Annotated in this window: 10 protein-coding genes; 6 read left to right on the top strand and 4 right to left on the bottom strand. The window is 69.4% G+C overall.

Annotated elements, in window-relative coordinates:
* Positions 1 to 130 precede the first annotated feature (130 nt).
* Positions 131 to 1462, top strand: coding sequence for an MFS transporter (locus VHR41_15300; GenBank protein HEX3235564.1), 1332 nt, complete (start codon positions 131 to 133; stop codon positions 1460 to 1462).
* Positions 1463 to 1536: 74 nt separating this feature from the next.
* Positions 1537 to 3087, top strand: coding sequence for a sodium:proton antiporter (locus tag VHR41_15295; GenBank protein ID HEX3235563.1), 1551 nt, complete (start codon positions 1537 to 1539; stop codon positions 3085 to 3087).
* Between the two features lie 3 nt (positions 3088 to 3090).
* On the opposite strand, the gene VHR41_15290 is transcribed toward VHR41_15295, so the two are convergent.
* Complete coding sequence (locus tag VHR41_15290; GenBank protein ID HEX3235562.1) at positions 3091 to 4902, bottom strand: glycoside hydrolase family 15 protein; 1812 nt, start codon at positions 4900 to 4902, stop codon at positions 3091 to 3093.
* A 59-nt stretch (positions 4903 to 4961) separates the two neighbouring features.
* Between VHR41_15290 and VHR41_15285 the strand changes: the two genes are divergently transcribed.
* Positions 4962 to 5351 (top strand): DoxX family protein, encoded by a 390-nt coding sequence (locus VHR41_15285; protein HEX3235561.1) that lies wholly within the window; start codon positions 4962 to 4964, stop codon positions 5349 to 5351.
* Positions 5352 to 5429: 78 nt separating this feature from the next.
* On the opposite strand, the gene msrB is transcribed toward VHR41_15285, so the two are convergent.
* Both msrB and msrA read right to left on the bottom strand, forming a co-directional pair.
* Positions 5430 to 5972 (bottom strand): peptide-methionine (R)-S-oxide reductase MsrB, encoded by a 543-nt coding sequence (gene msrB, locus VHR41_15280; protein ID HEX3235560.1) that lies wholly within the window; start codon positions 5970 to 5972, stop codon positions 5430 to 5432.
* Positions 5969 to 6652, bottom strand: coding sequence for a peptide-methionine (S)-S-oxide reductase MsrA (gene msrA, locus VHR41_15275; protein HEX3235559.1), 684 nt, complete (start codon positions 6650 to 6652; stop codon positions 5969 to 5971). Before msrA ends, msrB begins: the two co-directional genes overlap by 4 nt.
* 151 nt (positions 6653 to 6803) lie before the next feature.
* Between msrA and VHR41_15270 the strand changes: the two genes are divergently transcribed.
* Together VHR41_15270 and VHR41_15265 are read left to right on the top strand one after the other, a co-directional pair.
* Positions 6804 to 7685 carry a hypothetical protein gene (locus tag VHR41_15270; protein ID HEX3235558.1) on the top strand — a complete coding sequence of 294 codons (882 nt, stop codon included), beginning with the start codon at positions 6804 to 6806 and terminating at the stop codon, positions 7683 to 7685.
* Between the two features lie 258 nt (positions 7686 to 7943).
* The gene (locus tag VHR41_15265; GenBank protein ID HEX3235557.1) at positions 7944 to 16568 is read left to right on the top strand and encodes a glucoamylase family protein; all 8625 of its coding nucleotides are present in this window, start codon (positions 7944 to 7946) and stop codon (positions 16566 to 16568) included.
* A gap of 5 nt (positions 16569 to 16573) precedes the next feature.
* Here the strand turns inward: VHR41_15265 and VHR41_15260 are convergent, their stop codons facing one another.
* Positions 16574 to 17374 (bottom strand): HAD-IB family phosphatase, encoded by an 801-nt coding sequence (locus tag VHR41_15260; GenBank protein ID HEX3235556.1) that lies wholly within the window; start codon positions 17372 to 17374, stop codon positions 16574 to 16576.
* A gap of 270 nt (positions 17375 to 17644) precedes the next feature.
* Here VHR41_15260 and VHR41_15255 point away from each other — a divergent pair, with 270 nt between their 5' ends.
* Positions 17645 to 19147 carry a tetratricopeptide repeat protein gene (locus tag VHR41_15255; GenBank protein HEX3235555.1) on the top strand — a complete coding sequence of 501 codons (1503 nt, stop codon included), beginning with the start codon at positions 17645 to 17647 and terminating at the stop codon, positions 19145 to 19147.
* Positions 19148 to 19323 lie beyond the last annotated feature (176 nt).

Here is a 19323-nt window from a genome sequence, read left to right as displayed (position 1 = left end):
CCGGGTATGAGTATGCTAGAGCCTTCCCGGACTCTCTCATAGACCCCTCGGCTCCCCAGGCCGATCTCCGCGTCAGCTCTGAGCGGATTGCGCGGCGACTGCGGACGCGAGGCTCAGCCCCGGTATCTCCATGACCGCGACCGCCACCCCGCTCACTCCCGCGTTCGTCCACACCCAGGAGTTCCATACTCCCGCCAGCGTGCGCCGGGGCGTCATCGCCGGGGTGGTGGGGAACATGCTCGAGTGGTACGACTTCGCCCTCTTCGGGTTCTTCGCCCGGCAGATCGGCACCCATTTCTTTCCCGCCGGAAATCCGACCGCATCGCTGCTGGCAGCGTTCGGCACGTTCGCGGCCGGCTTCCTCATGCGGCCGGTGGGCGGGGCGCTGTTCGGCTGGATCGGGGACCGCTTCGGCCGCAAGGAGGCGCTGGTCGGGTCGGTGCTCGCCATGGCGTTCCCCTCATTCTTCATCGGGCTCCTGCCCGGCGCGGCGACGATCGGTCTGGCGGCGCCCATCCTGCTGGTGCTATTTCGCATGCTCCAGGGGGTGTCGGTCGGCGGCGAGTACATGGCGTCCGCGGTGTTTCTGGTGGAGGGCTCGGCGCCGGGCCACCGTGGCTGGATGGGGAGCTGGGGGCCGTTCGGCGCGGCGTCCGGGACTCTGCTCGGCTCGGCGGCGGGCTGGCTGGTGAACGCGAGCATGTCGCCCGAGGCGGTGAATGACTACGGCTGGCGGATCCCGTTTCTGGTGGGGCTCTTGGTCGGGCTCGGCGGCCTGGCGATCCGGCGGCACTACGTCGAACGGGTGCCCCAGCAGGCGCCAGCCAAGTCCCCGCTGAGCGAGGCATTGCGCGCGCACTGGCGGACGATGGCGCACCTGGTGGCCCTGACGGCGGGGATCAGCGTCGGGTTCTACACCACGTTCGTCTATTCCGCCATCTGGCTCCAGCAGGTGGCCCAGGTGCCGGCCATCAGGGCGTTCGAGCTCAACACGATCGCCATGATGCTGCTGCTGGTGATCACTCCGGTGGCCGGGCTCGCGAGTGACCGTCTGGGACGGCGCGTCGTGCTGGCCTGGGCGGCGGGAGGACTCGCACTGCTGGCCTGGCCGCTCATGGCACTGATGGCCCACGGCACTCCGCTGGCCATTCTCGGAGGTCAGATGGGGCTCGCCCTGCTGGTCGGCACGACCGGCGCTGTGCTTCCGGCCGCCATGGCGGAGCTGGCGCCCTGGCGGGTCCGCTGTACCGTGCTGTCCGTGGGATACAACGTGTCGCTCGCCCTGCTTGGCGGGACCACGCCGATGATCGCCGCCTGGCTGGTGGCGCGCACCCAGGTGAACCTGGCGCCCGGGATCTATCTCGCGCTGGCGGCGACGGTCACCTTTCTCGGCGCGCTCCTCTTGCCCGGAACCGCCCGGCACCGGATGACCCAGGAGTTCCAGGCGGCGCGCCCGCGCTGACCGCGGGCCGCGGGCCCTCTTCCCGCGTTTCCCGCCTCCCTGCTATCGTACCCCGACGCATCCACTCGGGTCTCATGCCCGTCTTCGAGCTGGTCATCACCTTGCTTCTAGTCGGCGCCGTCCTCGCGGCGTTCGCCCGCCGGATGAACGCGCCCTACCCCGCGCTGCTGGCGCTGGCGGGCGCGGTGCTCGCGCTGCTGCCCAACGTGCCCAGCGTGATGCTGGATCCCCGGCTGGCCCTGACCCTGTTCGTGGCCCCGGTGCTGCTCGACGCCGCTTTCGACTCCTCCCCGCGCGACCTCAAACAGAATTGGCGGGCGGTGACCGGCCTCGCGCTGGTCGCGGTGGGACTCACGGTGGTGGCGGTGGCGGTGGTAGCGCGGTGGATGGTTCCGGAGCTCTCCTGGCCAGCCGCGATCGCGCTCGGCGCCATCGTGGCGCCGCCCGATGCCGCCGCGGCCACCGCCGTGCTCCGCCAGCTCCGGGCGCCGCACAACGTCTTCGTGATTCTCGAGGGCGAAAGCCTGTTCAACGATGCGACCGCGCTCCTGACCTACCGGCTGGCGGTGGCGGCAGCGCTCACCGGCACCTTCTCCGGATGGAGCGCCATCCCGATGCTGGCGGTGGTGACCGCCGGCAGCATCCTGCTGGCGGCGGTGCTCTGTCGGGCCTCGCTCTTCCTCAACTCCCGGATCGACGACCTGTCCACGGCCGTCATCTCGCAGTTCGTGTCCACCTTCGCCGTGTGGATGATCGCCGAGGGGCTCGGGCTCTCCGGCATCATCACGATGGTGGTCTACGCGATCCTGGTGGCCCGTACGGCGCCCGACCAGTTCCCGGCCCGGCTCCGGATTCCCTCGTACGCGGTCTGGGAAGTCGCCGTCTTCGTGCTGAACGTGCTGGCATTCATCCTGGTGGGCCTCCAGCTCAAGCCGATCCTGCAGCGGCTGGGACACGCCGAGTTGATCACCTACCTGGGAGTGGCGGCGGCGGTCACGGCGGCGGTGGTGCTGGTGCGTATCGTGTGGGTGATGGGCTACGCCGCAGTCGGTCGCTGGCTGGTCCGTCCCGGCAGCCGGCGGTATCCCTCGTTCCGGACGGCGACGGTGATCGCCTGGTGCGGCATGCGGGGCATCGTCACGCTGGCCGCGGCGCTGGCGCTGCCCGCGCGGTTTCCCTACCGCGACCTCATTCTCTTCACCGCGTTCTCGGTGGTGCTCGCCACGCTGGTGGTTCAGGGGATGACGGTGAGTCCGCTCATGCGCACGCTTCGGCTGCAGGACGACCATACGGTCGAGCGCGAGGTCCGGCTGGCCCGGGCGGAGACGGCGCGGGCCGGGCTGGCGGCCATGGACGGCGTGGCGAGTGGAAACGAGATGGTGCGGCTGCTGCAGCAGAAATACCAGGCGCGGGTGGATCGGGCCGAATCCGGCGGGGCGGCGGCCCCTGACGACGGTCGGGGAGCGGACTACTGGGGCGCGGTGCGCCGAGCCCAGCAGGCGGAGCGGCGCCGGCTCTCGGATCTACGGTCGCGGGGGGTGATCGGGGATGACGCCTTCCACCGGGTGGAGGAGGAGCTGGACTTTGCCGAGATGAACGCGGAGGCGATGACCCGGGGAGAGTAGGTGTCACTCCAGCGGCTGCGTGCTGGGCGCCGCGCGGCCCCGCTCGGCCTGCTGGATCGCCCACGCCGCGTTCACCAGACCGACGTGGCTGAACGCCTGGGGAAAGTTGCCCAGCAGCTCGCCGGTGGCGCCGTCGGCCTCCTCCGAGAGAAGACCGACGTCGTTGACGAACGCCGCCGCCCGGCCGAACACCTCCCGGGCCCGCGCCGTCTCCCCACTCAGCGCGAGCGCGTGGGCCAGCCAGAAGGTGCAGAGCAGGAACGCCCCCTCCCTTCCCTCCAGGCCGTCCTCCACCCGGTAGCGGTAGACCAGACCTCGGGGGTCGGTGAGCCGGGTGGCGATCGCGTTCACGGTGGCGCGCACCTTGGGATCGTCACCCGGCAGCAGGCCCATGATCGGGATCAGCAGGGTGGAGGCGTCCAACGCGTCGCCATCGAACGTCTGGGTGAACGCGCCCGCGCGGTCGCTCCAGCCGCGCTCCAGAATCGCCCGGCGGATCTCCTCGCGCCCGCTGGTCCATCGACCCACCCGCTCCGGCTCGGCGCCGAGGAGATCGGCCAGCTCGACCCCACGGTCGAGCGCCACCCAGCAGAGCAGCTTGGAATGCACGAAGTGCCTGGGCTGGTCCCGGATCTCCCAGATGCCGTGGTCCGGCTCTCGCCAGCGGCGAAGTGCCGCGTCGGCCACGTCGGCCAGGAAGCCGGCGGTGGTGGGCGCGAGCGTTCCCAGCTGACCGCGCAGCCGGTGCACCGCGCTCAGGAGCTCGCCATAGACGTCGACCTGGCGCTGGCTCCAGGCGGCATTGCCGACCCGGACCGGCCGGCTGTCACGCCAGCCGGACAGGTGGGAGAGCTCGCGCTCCGAGAGGTCGCGCTCGCCGCCCACCCCGAACATGATCTGCAGGTCGCCTTCCTCGTGAAGCTGGCGGACGGCGGTGCGGGCGATGAAGTCGAAGAACTGGATCGCCTCGTCCGGGCAGGCCGCGACCCAGAGCGCTTCCAGCGTCAGGCTCGCGTCGCGGATCCAGGTGTAGCGGTAGTCCCAGTTGCGCTCCCCTCCCACCACCTCGGGCAGCGACGTGGTGGCCGCGGCGACGATGGCGCCGGTCGGCTGATAGGTGAGGCCCTGCAGCACCACGCCGCTGCCCTTCACCAGCTCCGGCCAGGGACCGTCATAGCGCTGGTGATGGCTGGACCAGCTCTGCCACGCGGCGATCGTCTCCCGCAGGCGATCGGTCACCTCCTGCTCGGTCCAGCAGGCATCCTGCCCACCGTCGGGCTGAAACTGCAGCGCGAAGGCCCGCGACTCGCCCGCGTGGAGGGTGATCCGGGCCCGCGCGGCCCCGTCCCCGCTCGCGTGCGGCACCGGTGAGGAGAAGACCAGGTCCGAGGCGCCAGCGGGATCGTGCCCCGCGCGCCCGTAGTCCGGCCGGGGCGCATATTCCATCTCCAGCTCGACGCTCCCGGCGGTACATTCCGCCCGTCTGAGCAGCACGTGGGGCGATTGGGTGGCCAGCTGATGGTCTCGCTCGTTGGCACCTACTGCGAGCGCATCGGTGAGCGTGACCCGTCCGGTCGGGGTCTCGTAGCGGGTCTCCAGGACCAGGGTGCCGTCGAGATAGCGGCGGCGGATGTCCGTGGCACCGGGCACGGCGATGGACCAGTGCCCCGCCCGCTCATCCAGCAGCCGGCCGAAGACCGAGGGCGCGTCGTAGCGCGGAAAGCAGAGCCAGTCCACCGACCCCGCGCGGTGCAGCAGCGCGGCGGAGCGGCAGTCGGACAGCAGGGCGTACTCGGCGATGGGCTGCCGACTCATCGCCCTAGGCAGGTTCCTGGAGGAAAGATCGGCGCACCCCCCGAGCGGAGGGCCCCAATATGGCGAAAATTCCTTGGCTGCTCCAGTTCAGTGACCCGGCGCTCCTCTTCATGAGGCTGCTGGTGGGCCTGGTGTTCATCACCAGCGGACGGAGTCACGTGAAAGACCCCGTCGCCCGGGGCAAGAGCATCGGGGCGAGCCCGGGGTTCACCCGCATTCTCGGCGTCGCGGAGGTGGCGGGCGGGCTGGGCGTGGCGCTGGGCGTGCTGCCCCAGGTGGCCGCGCTGGGGCTCATTCTCATCATGCTCGGCGCGATCCAGAAAAAGCTCTTCGTCTGGCATACCGGATTCTGGGGAGAGCATAGCGACGGCTGGCACTACGATCTCCTCTTCGTGGCGATGAACCTGGTGATCGCGACGACGGGGGGCGGGCGGTATGTGCTCGTGTGAGCGGGGCCGGTCATCCCGAGGAGCGGGAGCGCCGGGTTGTCATCCACCCGACGCTCGGACGACAGCTGCCCTCTGACCCTAGCGCGGCTTGAACAGCTGCAGGTACTTGCCGTACCCCTCCGCCTCCAGCCGGTCAACCGGGACGAACCGGAGCGCCGCGGAGTTCATGCAGTAGCGTTTCCCGGTCGGCGGAGGGCCGTCGTCGAACACATGCCCCAGATGGGAGTCGGCGTGGGCCGAGCGCACTTCGGTCCGGTCTTCCAGCAGCCGGTGGTCACTTTTGGTCTGGAGATTGGCCGGCTCCATCGGCCGGACGAAGCTGGGCCACCCGGTACCCGATTCGTACTTGTCGAGCGAGCTGAACAGCGGCTCGCCGGAGACCACGTCGACGTAGATCCCCGCCGCGTGGTTGTCCCAGTAGGCATTGTGGAACGGCCGCTCGGTCCCCTCGTGCTGGGTCACGGTGTACTGCTCCGACGTGAGCTGACGTTTGAGCTCGGCATCGCTCGGCTTCTTGAAGGTCATCGGGTTCCATCCAATGGGTTGGGCCTGCGCCGCCGCGGTGCCGCCGGTCGATGCCAGCGCCGCCGCGGCCAAGGCGAAGATCAGAGCGAGTCTCACTGGCCGCCTCCCTTCGAGACTGCCAGGTCGCCCCAGAGCTCCCGGGTCCGCTGATCCCGCCCGCACCCGATCCGGTACGCCTCGTAGCGGGCCGGGTTCTTCTTGTAGAAGAGCTGGTGGTATTCCTCCGCCGGGTAGAACGGCGTCGCCGGCTGGATGGCCGTCACGATCGGCGTGGCGAATCGGTGCGACTCGTCCAGGGCCCGCTTCGACGCCTCGGCCAGCCGCTGCTGCGTTGAGTCGTGATAGAAGATGATGGAGCGGTACTGGGGTCCGCGATCGCAGAACGCCGCGTTGGGCGTCAGCGGATCGATGTGGTGCCAATAGATATCGAGCAGCTTCTCGTAGGAGATCTTGGCCGGATCGTAGACCAGTTGCACCGATTCGGCGTGGCCCGTCTCCCCCGTCTCCACATCCTCGTAGGCTGGATTGGCCTTCTTGCCGCCGGCATAGCCGGCAGTGGTCTTGACCACGCCCGCGACACCGTCGAACGCCTTCTGCATCGACCAGAAGCACCCGCCGGCGAAGGTGGCCAGCCGCTGCCTGGCAGTCGGGACCGGGAGCGGCGCACGAGCGAGCCGATCACCCGCGGGCCCCGCCCCGGAGAGCCGGAAGCCGAGGATGGAGAGCCCGATGAGTCCGACGGCGGCGATGCCGGTGAGGTACGAACGATGACGCATGGGTGCGACGCTCCGATATAGAGACACCACAATAACGCCTGCGATGTACTTTTGGATCCCTCCTCAGCGGCCCATCTGGCGGCGCAGCGGCGATGGTTGCATCTTGCCGCCGCTGCTCGTCCCCATGTCCCAGCCATTGCAAGGAGTTACCATGCGTTGCCACCCCCTGCCCGGGGCCCTGCTCCTCCTGGCGAGTCTGCTCGCGGCCTGCAAATCCGACCGGCCGGTCACCGAGACCACCCGATCCCCGGCTGCACCGGCCCCGTCCGCGGCCACCCCCTCCGTCCCAGCGACCGTGACGGTAACCGCGAGCGAGTTCAAGCTGGATCTCCCGGCGCAGATCCCGGCGGGTGCGGTAACCCTGCATCTCGTCAATCGTGGCAAGGAGCTTCATCAGGCCCAGATCATCCGGTTGGACGATGGCAAAACGGTGGCGGATTTCTCCAAGGCGATGAAGGAGAACGGCCCTCCACCCTCCTGGGTGAAGTTCGTCGGGGGTCCCAACGGCATCGCCCCTGGTACGGACGGCAACACGGCGACCGTGTTGACCCCGGGTCATTACGCGGTGCTGTGTTTCATTCCCGGACTCGACGGCGTCCCTCACGTCATGAAGGGGATGATCCAGCCGTTCGAGGTCACGGGCGCGAGCGGCGCCGCGGCGGCTGAGCTTCCGGCCGCCGACGTCACCATAAAGCTGGCGGACTACAGCTTCGAGCCCTCCCAACCGCTCACCCCGGGGCATCACACGATTCGGGTGGAGAACACGGGTCCGCAACCCCACGAATTGGTGCTCCTCAAGCTCGTCCCGGGAAGATCGGTCGGTGATTTCGGCAAGTGGGCCATGGAGGGGATGAAGGGACCACCGCCGGCGATGCCGATGGGGGGCGTCGGTTTTATCAACAAGGATGCCAGCGGCGTCTTCATGACTGATCTCACGCCCGGTGACTACGGGCTCATCTGCTTCGTACCCGACGTGAAGGATGGCAAACCTCACCTCGCGCACGGGATGATCAAACAATTCAAGGTGGAATAGCAAAGACAGGGTCGCTTTACCGCGCTTCGGTTATACTGCGCTCATGCGCCTACCGACCGACCCGCTGTTCCTCATCGAGCCTCCCGGGGGCGCGGGCCCGCCGGCCAGCACCCCGGGGTTCATCCCATCCCGTCGCTGAACCCGCGCCTCCTTTCCCGCCTGATCGTCCGCCGCCCGGACACCCGTGAGGACCTGCTCACCGGGCCGATCCGAGGCGAGCTGCTGGGCGCAGAGCACCTGGGCGAGCGCGCCCAGGCGGTGGCGGCGGAGCAGCGGCTCACCGGCGTCCGGCGGCCCGGACGTCGGCGCACGCCCCTGCTGGCGCGGCTCAACCAGACCCGCCGAATCCTGGAGGATGCCCACGCGCGGCTGACCGCGGCCTCCGATGGAGGCGAGGACATCGGGCCCGCCGGCGAATGGCTGCTGGACAACTACCATGTCATCCAGGAGCACGTCGGCGAGGTCCGGGAGAGCCTGCCTCGAGGCTACTACCGGGAGCTGCCCGAGTTGGCGAGCGGACCGCTGGCCGGCTATCCCCGAGTCTACGAGCTGGCGATCGTTCTGATCTCGCACAGCGAGGGCCGGGTCGACCTGGACAACGTGAGCGGCTTCGTCGCGGCGTTCCAGCGGGCGACCCCGCTCACCATCGGCGAGCTCTGGGCCGTCCCCGCGATGCTGCGGCTGGGCCTGATCGAGAACGTCCGCCGTATGGCGCTGCGCGCGGTGCTGCGGCTCGACGAGCTGGCCGCCGCGGATGCCGCCGCCGCGCGGATCGCCCGCGCGGGCGAGACCGACCGCGACGCTCTCGACGAGGCGCTCACCCGCTTCGCCTCTCATCCCCCGCCGCTCACGCCGACGTTCGTCTCCCGCTTCCTGCAGCAGCTCCGCATCGAGGGCGGCGCGCTTCCCGCCGTCGTGCGCCTGGAGCAGTGGATTGCGGAGGAGGCGCTGGGAGCAGAGGAGGCCACCGTCCGGGCCACCCAGCGGCTGGCGCTCACCCAGGTGGGGATGGCCAACAGCATCACCAGCCTCCGCGCGATCGCCCGGATGAACTGGCGCGCGCTCGTCGAGGAGCAGAGCCGGATGGAGCCGATCCTCCGGGAGGACCCGTCCGGCTTCTACCCTCGGATGACGTTCGCGACCCGCGATCGATATCGCCACGAGGTGGAGCGCATCGCCAAGCGCACCGGACGCGCGGAGGAGGCCGTGGCGCGGGCCGCGCTCCAGTGCGCCCGCACCGCCGGCGAGCCGGATCCGGGAGAACCGCGGCGGAGACACGTGGGCTACTACCTGATCGGCCCCGGGCTGCTCGAGCTGGAGAGGATCACCGGCTATCGCCCGACACCTGCCCAGGCGGTGGACCGCTGGGTGCGGCAGCATCCCAACGTCGTGTTCGTGGGCGGGGTGCTCGCGGCCACGCTCGGCGCGCTGGCCGCGGTGCTGTGGCTGGGCGGACCGCCGGCCCGCCAGGCCTGGGTCGCCGTCCTCCTCCTCGGCCTGATCCCCGCCAACGACATCGCCGTCAACCTGGTGAACCAGCTGGTCACGGCATTCCTGCCGCCCCGGCCGCTTCCCAAGCTGGACCTGCACGAGCACGGGGTTCCCCCCGAGTTCCGCACCGCCGTGGTGATCCCGACGCTGTTCGGCAGTGTGGACGCGGTCCGTGAGGCACTGGAGAACCTGGAGGTCCAGTTCCTGGCCAACCGGGAAGCCCACCTCCATTTCGCCGTACTGAGCGACTTCACCGACGCGCCAGCCGAAACCCGCGAGGGCGACGCGGCGATCGTCGAGGCCGCGGTCGACGGCGTGCGGGCACTCAACGCCCGCTACGGCGGCGGACGGGAGGACGCGTTCTACCTCCTCCATCGGCCGAGGCGATGGAATCCCGCTGAAGGCGTCTGGATGGGCTGGGAGCGAAAACGGGGAAAGCTGGCCGAGTTCAACCGGTTCATCCGGGGCGGCGCCAAGGGTGCGTTCCTGGTGACGGTGGGAGACATGGAGCCGCTTCGCGCGGTCCGGTATGTGATCACGCTGGACGCCGACACCGTGCTGCCGCCGGACGCGGCTCCGCTGCTGGTCGGCGCGCTGGCCCATCCCCTCAATCACGCGGTTTACGACCCGGCCCTCGGCCGAGTGGTGCACGGCTACGGCATCCTCCAGCCGCGGGTCGGCGTGTCGCTTCCCAGCGCCCACCGGTCGGTGTTCGCCTCCATCCATTCGGGCCATCCGGGGGTCGATCCGTACACCACGGCGGTGTCCGACGTCTACCAGGATCTGTATGGCGAGGGGAGCTTCACCGGCAAGGGGGTCTACGATGTCGACGCGTTCGAGCAGGCGACCCACGGACGCTTCCCGGAGAACACCCTGCTCTCCCACGACCTGATCGAGGGCAGCTACGCCCGGGCCGGTCTCGCCACCGACGTCATCGTCTACGACGAATACCCGACCCGCTACCTGACGTTCACCAGCCGCAAGCACCGCTGGATTCGGGGCGATTGGCAGCTGCTGCCGTGGCTCATGCGCCGGGTGCCCGGCCCGGACGGCGCCGAGCCCAACCGGCTCTCGCTCCTGTCCCGCTGGAAGATCATCGATAACCTCCGACGCAGCACGATCGAGCTGGCCCAGCTGGCGTTCCTGCTGGCCGGCTGGATCGTCCTGCCGGGCGGGGCGCTCCGCTGGACCCTGCTCGGCCTCGGCGCGATCGCCGCTCCCTGGATCGTGTCGCTGCTCCTGGCGCTGCTGCGGCCCCCGCTGGACAAGTCCTGGCGGCCCTACTACGCGGCGGTGGCACGCGACGCGGTTACCAGCGCCCAGCAGGTAACGCTCGCCATCGTCTTCCTGCCGCACCAGGCGTGGGTGTCCGCCGATGCCATCGTCCGCACCCTGATCCGCCTGCTGGTGACCCGGCGCCACCTGCTGGAGTGGCGGACGGCCTCCCAGACCGAGCGCGGCATGTCGGACTCGTTCCGGACCTACTGGCGGAGCATGTGGCCGGCGGTGGGACTCGCCGGCGTGGTGCTGCTGCTGGTGATGGGGCGGGCCAGCGGGCATGGCCCGGTCTCGCCGATCCCCCTCTGGCAATGGGGCATCGCCGTGCTCCCGCTGGCGCTGGCGTGGCTGGTCTCGCCCGCGGTGGCTCACGCCCTGGGCGCGCCCGCGCTGCCCCGGGAGCACCGGCTGCCGCCCGACAGCCGGCGCCAGGCGCTTCGCTACGCCCTGCTCCACTGGCACTTCTTCGACCGCTTCGTCACCGCTGAGACCCAGTGGCTGGCACCGGACAACTTCCAGGAGGATCCCGGGCCGGTGGTGGCCCTGCGCACGTCGCCCACCAACATCGGTCTCCAGCTGCTGGCCACCGTGAGCGCCTGGGACCTGGGCTTCATCCCGCTCGACGACCTGGTTCGCCGTCTGGAGCTGGTGCTCCGCTCGCTCGAGGGGATGCGCCGATTCCGAGGACACTTCTACAACTGGTACGACCTGCGGGACCTGAGCGTGCTGGAGCCGGCGTACATCTCCACCGTCGACAGCGGCAATCTCGCAGGGCACCTCATCGCGCTGAGGCAGGCCTGTCTGGAGCTGCCGGACGACTCGGCGTTCGACTCGCGCATCTGGCGCGCCCTCGATACGGCGCTGGCCCTGGTCGAGGAACGGACCTCGGCGGTGCCCCAGGCGTCGGGCGCCCGGGAGCCGCTTCGTGCCGCGCGCGCCGCTCTGGTCGCCTCCCGGCGGGAGCCGGCCTCCACGGCGGCCCTCTCCCGCGTGGCCGAGCCGCTGGAGCGCGCGGCAGCGGTGCTGGGCGGGGTCGGGCTGCCGCGCGACCTGGTCGAGCCGGCGCTCGACTGGATCTCCTGGACCCGCAGGCTGATCACGACGCACTGCGACTGGACGGCGAGGCTCGATGCCAGGCCCTTCGCCAGCCTGCGGGAGCTCGCGCCCCACTCGCCAGAGGCCGCGCAGCTGATCTCGCGGCTGGAGGTGATCGCCGAGCGGGCCCGGGATTACGCCATGGGGATGGATTTCCGCTGCCTCTTCGATGAGAAGCGGAAGCTGTTCGCCATCGGGTTCCAGCAGAGCGCGCACGCCCTGGACAGCTCCAACTACGACCTGCTCGCCTCCGAGGCGCGGCTGGCGAGCTTCCTCGCCGTGGCCAAGGACGACGCGCCGGTGGACCACTGGTTCCATCTCGGCCGCACCCTGACCTACGCGGCGGGAGCGCCGGCGCTGGTGTCGTGGAGCGGGAGCATGTTCGAGTATCTGATGCCGATGCTGGTCATGCGCTCGTTCCCCTATACGCTGCTGGCGCAGACCTGCCAGGGCGCCGTGAGCCGGCACGTCGCTTATGGCGGCGAGCGCGGTGTCCCGTGGGGCGTTAGCGAGAGCGCGTACAACCTGCGCGACCGGCACCACACCTATCAGTACCGCGCCTTCGGCGTGCCCGATCTGGCGCTCAAGCGCGGCCTGGGACGCGAGCTGGTGGTGGCGCCGTACGCCACAGTGCTGGCCATGATGATCGACCCCCAGCGAGCGCTCGCCAACCTCACGCTGCTGGAGAGCAAGGGCGCCCTCGGCCCCTACGGTTTCCGCGACGCACTGGACTATACCCGTCCCGATCCCGCTCGCCGCTATGCCTTGGTCCACACCTACATGGCGCATCATCTGGGAATGGGACTGGTGGCCCTGACCAACGCCATGACCGCCCACGTGTGGCAGCGCCGGTTTCACGCCGACCCGGTGGTGCGCTCGGCGGAGCTGTTGCTGCACGAGCGGATCCCCCGCAGGCTGGTACTGCAGGAACCGCAGGACGATCGGCTGGACCAAGCGAGACCCGAAGCGGATCTCTACCGGCCGACCGTACGTCAGTTCGATACCGTGGACACGCCGCAGCCGCATGTCGCCCTGCTGGGCCACCTGCCGTACACCATCATGGTCAGTCACGGCGGCTCGGGCTACAGTCGCTTCGAGGGGCTCGCGGTGACTCGTTGGCGCTCGGATGGGACCAGCGACGCCACCGGGCAGTTCTGCTACGTCAAGGATCCTGCCACCGGCCGCCTCTGGTCGGCGGCGCATCAGCCGGTGTGCGCCCCGGCCGACCGATATCGCGCCCTCCTGGCCACCGACCGGGTCACCTTCGAGCGCTTCGACGGCGAGATCGAGACCCGCACCGAGATCGCGGTGGTTCCCGAGGACTCGGCCGAGGTGCGGCGGGTGACGGTGACCAACAACGGCGATCAGGTCCGGGAGCTCGAGCTCACCAGCTACGGCGAGATCGTGCTCGGCCCGCCGGAGGCGGACCGGATCCACCCCGCGTTCGGTAACCTGTTCGTCGAGACCGAGTGGCACGACTGGTGTAGCGCGATCACCGCCACCCGGCGGCCGCGCTCGGCCGGGGAGCGTGAGCTCTGGTGCGTGCACGTGGTCGACAGCGGCAAGGAGCGGGTCGGGGCGGTCAGTTGCGAGACCGATCGGGCCCGCTTCCTCGGCCGGGGCCGCACCACCCGCGACCCGGTCGCCCTGGAAACCGACGGGGCGCTGTCGGGCACGACCGGCCCGGTGCTGGATCCGATCTTCGCGCTCCGCACGAGGGTCAGGCTGGACCCGGGCCAGTCCGCCTCGGTCGCGTACACGACGCTCGTGGCCACCAGCCGCGAGCGGGCGTTCGAGCTGGCCGATCGCTACCATGATCCGCACGCGGCGCAGCGGGCGCTCGACCTGGCCTGGACCTCCAGCCAGGTGGAGCTCCGCGAGCTCAACATCTCTCCGATAGATGCGGCGGTGTTTCAGGAGATCGCCGGGCTCCTGCTCTACGGCTCGCCGGCCCTGCGTGCGCCGCAGAGCGAGCTGCGCCGAAACCAGGGCTCCCAGCCGCTTCTGTGGGCCCATGGGATCTCGGGCGACTGGCCCATCCTGCTTGCCACCATCGAGAACGCCGAGGGCCTGCCGACGCTCCGGCAACTGCTGGCGGCACACCGGTACTGGCACCGCCGCGGGATGATGGTGGACCTCGTGGTGGTCAGCGCGAGCGCATCCAGCTACATCCAGGATCTGGACGACCGGATCACGGCCGCCGCCTATGCGCTGAGCGATCCCGGCGCCATCGACCGCTCGGGCGGGGTGTTCATCCGGCGCCGGGACCTGCTGGGTGCCGAGGATCTCCTGATGCTCCGGGCCACGGCCCGGGTGCACGTGCCCTGCGACGGCCGACCGCTTGGCCGAGTGCTGAGCGCGGCCATGGCGCCGGCGCCGGTGGAGCCGCCGGTGGAGCAGCGGGACAGCTCCAACGTCCCTCCCCGCGCGCCGGCCCGGAGCGACTCCGCGGTGGCGAAGGTGGTGCGGAGGATCGGGGCGCTGCCCGGGCTGCTGACCTCCCATCTGGGCGCGGGCCCCTCGACCCGGACCGCACGGCCGACCCGCGAGGGAGAGCTCCCGCCGGTGGCATCGCTCAACGGGTTCGGCCAGCTCGGGCCCGACGGCGAGTACGAGATCAGCATCGTCGGCGACCGGCTGCCGCCCGCGCCCTGGGCCAACGTGATCGCAACCCCGCATGGCGGGTTCGTGATCACTGAGCGAGGCGGCGGCTTCTGCTGGACCGTGAACAGCTACTTCTTCCGGCTCACGCCCTGGCACAACGATCCGGTGAGCGATCCGCCCGGCGAGGTGCTGTACCTGCAGGACATGGAAAACGGCGAGCTGTGGTGCCCCACACCCGGCCCGGTCCGCTCCGGCGGGGCGTACACCGTGCGCCACGGCGCGGGATCGTCGTCATTCGAGCATCAGCGCGGCGGCATCGGCACCCGGCTCACGCTGGGCATGGCGGATGACGCGCCGGTCAAGCTCGCGCTGTTGCGGGTGACCAACCAGGAGTCGCGCGCCCGGCGGCTGACGCTGACGAGCTACGTGGAATGGACGCTGGGCGTGCTCCGGGAGCATACCCAGCACCAGGTGTGCACCGCGTTCGACTCCGAGCATGGCGCCATCCTGGCGCAGAACTTCTTCGACCCGCAGTTCGCCGGCCAGGTGGCGTTCCACGCGTTCACCGAGCCGGTCCTCGCCTACTCCGGCAACCGGCGAGAGTTTCTCGGCCGAAACGGCGCCGTGAGCGACCCGGCGGCCCTCCGGGGCGAGGCGCTCCGCGGCACGACGGGCGCCGGTCACGATCCCTGCGCGGCGCTGCAGTGCCTGATCGAGCTGGCGCCGTGGGAAACCCGCGAGATCGTGATCCTCACCGGGGCCGGCACCGATCGGGCCGCCGCACAGGCGGCGCTCGCCGAGTACCGCGACGTGCCCCGCGCCCGTGCCACTCTCGTCCGGGCCGGCGACCGGTGGCGGGAGCGCCTCTCGGTCGTGACCGTCCGGACGCCGGAGCCCTCCTTCGACGCGATGCTGAACCGGTGGACCCTCTACCAGGCGCTCGCCTGCCGCATGTGGGCCCGCTCGGCGATCTACCAGAGCAGCGGCGCCTACGGCTTCCGCGATCAGCTGCAGGACGTGATGGCATTCGTCTACGCGGAGCCGGCGCTCGCGCGGGAGCACATCCTGCGCGCGGCTGGCCGCCAGTTCGTGGAGGGCGACGTGCAGCATTGGTGGCACCCGCAGAGCGGGCGCGGGGTGCGGACCCGAATCTCCGACGACCTGGCCTGGCTGCCGTACGTGGTCGATCACTACGTCCGGGTCACCGGTGACGCCTCGGTGCTCGACGAGTACGTTCCCTTCCTCAGCATGCGGGCCCTGGGGCCGGAGGAGCATGAGGTCTACGATCTGCCCGAGGTCAGCCCGGAGCGCGCCAGCGTGTATCAGCACTGCCTCCGCGCCCTCCGGCGGGCGTGTACCACCGGCGGCCACGGGCTGCCGTTGATCGGGACCGGCGACTGGAACGACGGCATGAACCGGGTGGGAGTCGAGGGCCGGGGGGAGAGCGTATGGCTGGCCTGGTTCCTCATCGCCACGCTCAGATCTTTCGCCGAACGGAGTGAGACGCGGGGCGAAGTCGCGGTGGCCGCCGAGCTCCGGCGGCAGGCCGATGATTACCTCGCGGCGGTGGAGAAGCACGGGTGGGACGGGGCCTGGTATCGTCGGGCGTACTTCGACGATGGCACGCCGCTAGGATCGCTGGGCAGCGACGAGTGTCGCATCGACTCCATCGCCCAGAGCTGGAGCGTCATCTCGGGCGCGGGCGATCCGGCCCGGCAGGTGCAAGCCATGGACTCGCTGGAGAGGTACCTGGTACGGGAGGACGGGCGGCTGCTGATGCTGCTCACGCCGCCCTTCGACACCACGGCCCAGGACCCGGGCTACATCAAGGGTTATCTGCCCGGCGTCCGGGAGAACGGCGCGCAATACACCCACGCCGCGCTCTGGGCGGTCCTGGCCACCGCGCTCAGGGGAAAGGGGGACCGGGCGTTCGAGCTCTTTCAGATGCTCAACCCGCTGACCCATGCGCAAACGCCGGAGGAGGTCGAGACCTACAAGGTGGAGCCCTACGTTGTGGCCGCGGACGTGTACACGGCGGAAGGCCAGCTGGGCCGCGGCGGCTGGACCTGGTACACCGGCTCAGCGAGCTGGATGTACCGGGTCGGGCTGGAAGGGATCCTGGGCTTTACCAAGCGGGGCGATACCCTGTTCATCGAGCCCCGCGCGCCGGCCGCGTGGCGGGAGTACACCATCGAGTACCGCCATGGCCAGAGCCTCTATGTCATCGTGGTGCGCCAGGAGGAAGCCACGGAGGCGGGCGTGACCGAAGTGGCTATCGATGGGCGGGTGACGCCGGGAGGCGGGATTCCGCTGGTGGATGATGGCCAGCGTCACGCGGTGACCGTGCGAGCGACGAGTAGAGCGCCCCGCCCGCCACGATCAGATTCGCCACCACCACCTGGAGCGCGTGGATGAGCTCATCACGCGACGGCCTTGGGGGCCGCCGCGAGATCACGGATGGTGAGCGAGTCGGTGCGGACTTTATCCCAGTCCTGCAGCACCAACCCATGGGTGGCGAACAGCGAGCGGATCCGGCCGCTGTCCCAGCCGGCGATCTCCTCCAGGATGGGAATCATCACGCTCAACCCGTCGTCGCTCAGGATGGTGCGCCGGGCGATGGGAGTGAGATAGCGGTTCTCCGACACCGCGATGGTCAATCCGTCCAGCCGGTTCAAGTGCAGCATGATGTGCACGTCTGAGCTGCCGTCGCCCACATACACCACCCGGTCGTAGCTCACCCCCAGCGTTCGACGCAGCTCCTCCAGCACCGCCACCTTGCCGTACCCGGCGGGCACCCGCACGATCGACTCGATCTCCCCGGTGTCGGGCGCGTAGCGGAACCGGGTGCCGAAGATGTGGCTCTCCGGAACGAGACCTTCCAGGGCGGAGCGGATCACTTCCTCGGGGGCGGCCGAGATCACGTAGAAGGCGAAGTGGTGGCCATCGATCGCCTCCAGCAGGCGGGACAGGAGTCCCAGATTCTGCTTGAGCCGGATCCGCTTCCCGACCTCCACCAGATCTTCTCTCCGGACCCGGCGATACTCGGGGTCGTGCAGCAGCAGATAGGCCAGCTCGGCCCCCTGCTGCACCAGGTGAATCTCCGAGAGCCCCGCCGTCTTCTCGGCGAAGTCGCCGATGCCGAGCATCTCGCTCAGCACCAGACCGGAATCGTTGAAGCTCAGCGTCTGGTCGAAGTCGCTGGCCAGCAGAAACTTTTTCATGCGTCTCTCCCTCTCTCCTGGTCCGTCGGGTCATGCGGGGTCGGGGTCGAGCCTGACAAGTCACGTCCCCCGTACGCCGCGTGGCGGCGAGCACGAAGGGTAATGGCGGCGGCCGCCGTGAGTGGCGCGGTCGGGTAACAATCCTGCATCCCGAGGCGGTTCCCTCCGACATTCTTGTCGCAGCTGGGTGGCCGTGGTGAAACCGGCATGTGGGCCGGGCGTAGGGCCTAATGCCCACCACGACAACCATGAAGGACCAGGAGGATCAAAGTGAAACGCTCATTGTCCTCGCCACCGGTCTGGCTCAGCGCCTGCGGGCTGCTCGCCCTCCTCGCCGGCTGCGACACGAAGAAGCCAGATACCGAAACCGCGTCCGTCGGCGCCGCTACCCCCACCACCAGCGAAAAGATCGCGATCACCACCGCCTCCGATGAGGCGCGGACGCTCTATACCAAGGGTCGAGCCCTGGCCGACCAGCTCAAGCTGCACGATGCCCGCCAGCTGTTCGGGCAGGCCGTCGCGAAGGATCCCTCGTTCGCTCTCGCGCACTACAGCCTCGCCCTGAGCTCTGCCACCGCCAAGGACTTTTTGCAGCATCTGAATGAGGCGGTCGCCCTCTCGGAAAAAGTCTCCGAAGGAGAGCGGTTGCTGATCCTCGCACTGAAGGCGGGGAGCGATGCGGACCCCACCAAGGCGCTGGCCTACGCGGAGGAGCTGGCGGCCAAGTATCCCCGCGACGAGCGCGCGCACTTCACTCTGGCCGGGCAGTATCTCGGCCAGCAGGAGTTCGAGAAAGCCATCGATGAGCTGAAGCAGTCGATCGCGATCAACCCGAGTTTCTCGCCGGCGTACAACACCCTGGGCTACGCCTACCGGCCGCTGGAGAAGTACGCCGACGCGGAGAAGGCCTTCAAGAAGTACATCGAGCTGGTCCCGGACGATCCCAATCCGTACGACTCCTATGCCGAGCTGCTGATGAAGACGGGGCGGTTCGACGAGTCGATCGCGCAGTACCGGAAGGCGCTCTCGATCGATCCCCACTTCAGCAACTCGTACTTCGCGATCGCCTCGAATCTCATGTATCAGGGCAAGCACGACCAGGCGGTCGCGGAAGCGCAGAAGCTCTTCGATGCCGCCCGGGATGACGGCGACCGGCGTTTGGCCAAATTCACCCAGGCGCTGATCTATGTCGACGCCGGAAAGACCGCCAAGGCGATGGAGGCGATGCAACAGGAGCACGCCGTGGCCCTCAAGATCGCCGACACGGCCAACATGTCGGCTGACGAGGTCGCGATGGGAAACATCATGCTCGACGCCTGGAAATCGGACGAGGCGCAGAAGCACTTCACCCGCGCGGTCGATCTGATCATGGCGTCCAGCCAGTCGGCCGACGTGAAGGAGGACACCAAGCTGGCCGGCCACTATTTCGGCGGGCGGGTCGCGCTGGCCAGGAAGGATCTGGCGACGGCCAAGTCGGAGGCCGCCGAGTATCTGAAGGGTGCCGAGGCGAGGCACAACTCGTTCCGGATCCGGCAGGCGCACGAGCTGGCGGGCACCATCGCGCTGGCGGAGAAACAGTTCGATCAGGCCATCAGCGAGCTGGGACAGGCCAGCCAGCAGGACCCCTACGTGGTCTACTCGACGGCGTTGGCGTATCAGGGCAAGGGCGACAAGGCCAGGGCCAAGGAGCTTGCCGGGAAGGCGGCGAACGCGAACATCCTGCCCACGCTGAACTACGTCTCGATCCGCACCGAGGCGAAGAAGATCGGATGATCTCCGGCGGGTAACCGCCAGGCTTGCCGATCGCCAGATTCCCCGGGTCTTTGCCCTGCAACTCTCTGCAGTCTGGGCGGACCCGGGCTGGCTTTCCCGATGTGACACATGAACTTACCACCAGCTCGGCAGGTCCCGCCCCCGGGGGTATGCTGGTTGCCCCACCCGCTGGCGAA

Source organism: Gemmatimonadales bacterium (assembly GCA_036265815.1).
Classification (GTDB): Bacteria; Gemmatimonadota; Gemmatimonadetes; order Gemmatimonadales; family GWC2-71-9; genus CAVVWJ01.
This window is presented reverse-complemented; position numbering and strand designations above follow the sequence as displayed.

Coding starts and splice junctions, on each gene's coding strand:
- VHR41_15300 (HEX3235564.1), top strand. CDS start 131: ATGACCGCGACCGCCACCCCGCTCACTCCCGCGTTCGTCCACACCCAG.
- VHR41_15295 (HEX3235563.1), top strand. CDS start 1,537: ATGCCCGTCTTCGAGCTGGTCATCACCTTGCTTCTAGTCGGCGCCGTC.
- VHR41_15290 (HEX3235562.1), bottom strand. CDS start 4,902: ATGAGTCGGCAGCCCATCGCCGAGTACGCCCTGCTGTCCGACTGCCGC.
- VHR41_15285 (HEX3235561.1), top strand. CDS start 4,962: ATGGCGAAAATTCCTTGGCTGCTCCAGTTCAGTGACCCGGCGCTCCTC.
- msrA (HEX3235559.1), bottom strand. CDS start 6,652: ATGCGTCATCGTTCGTACCTCACCGGCATCGCCGCCGTCGGACTCATC.
- VHR41_15270 (HEX3235558.1), top strand. CDS start 6,804: ATGCGTTGCCACCCCCTGCCCGGGGCCCTGCTCCTCCTGGCGAGTCTG.
- VHR41_15260 (HEX3235556.1), bottom strand. CDS start 17,374: ATGAAAAAGTTTCTGCTGGCCAGCGACTTCGACCAGACGCTGAGCTTC.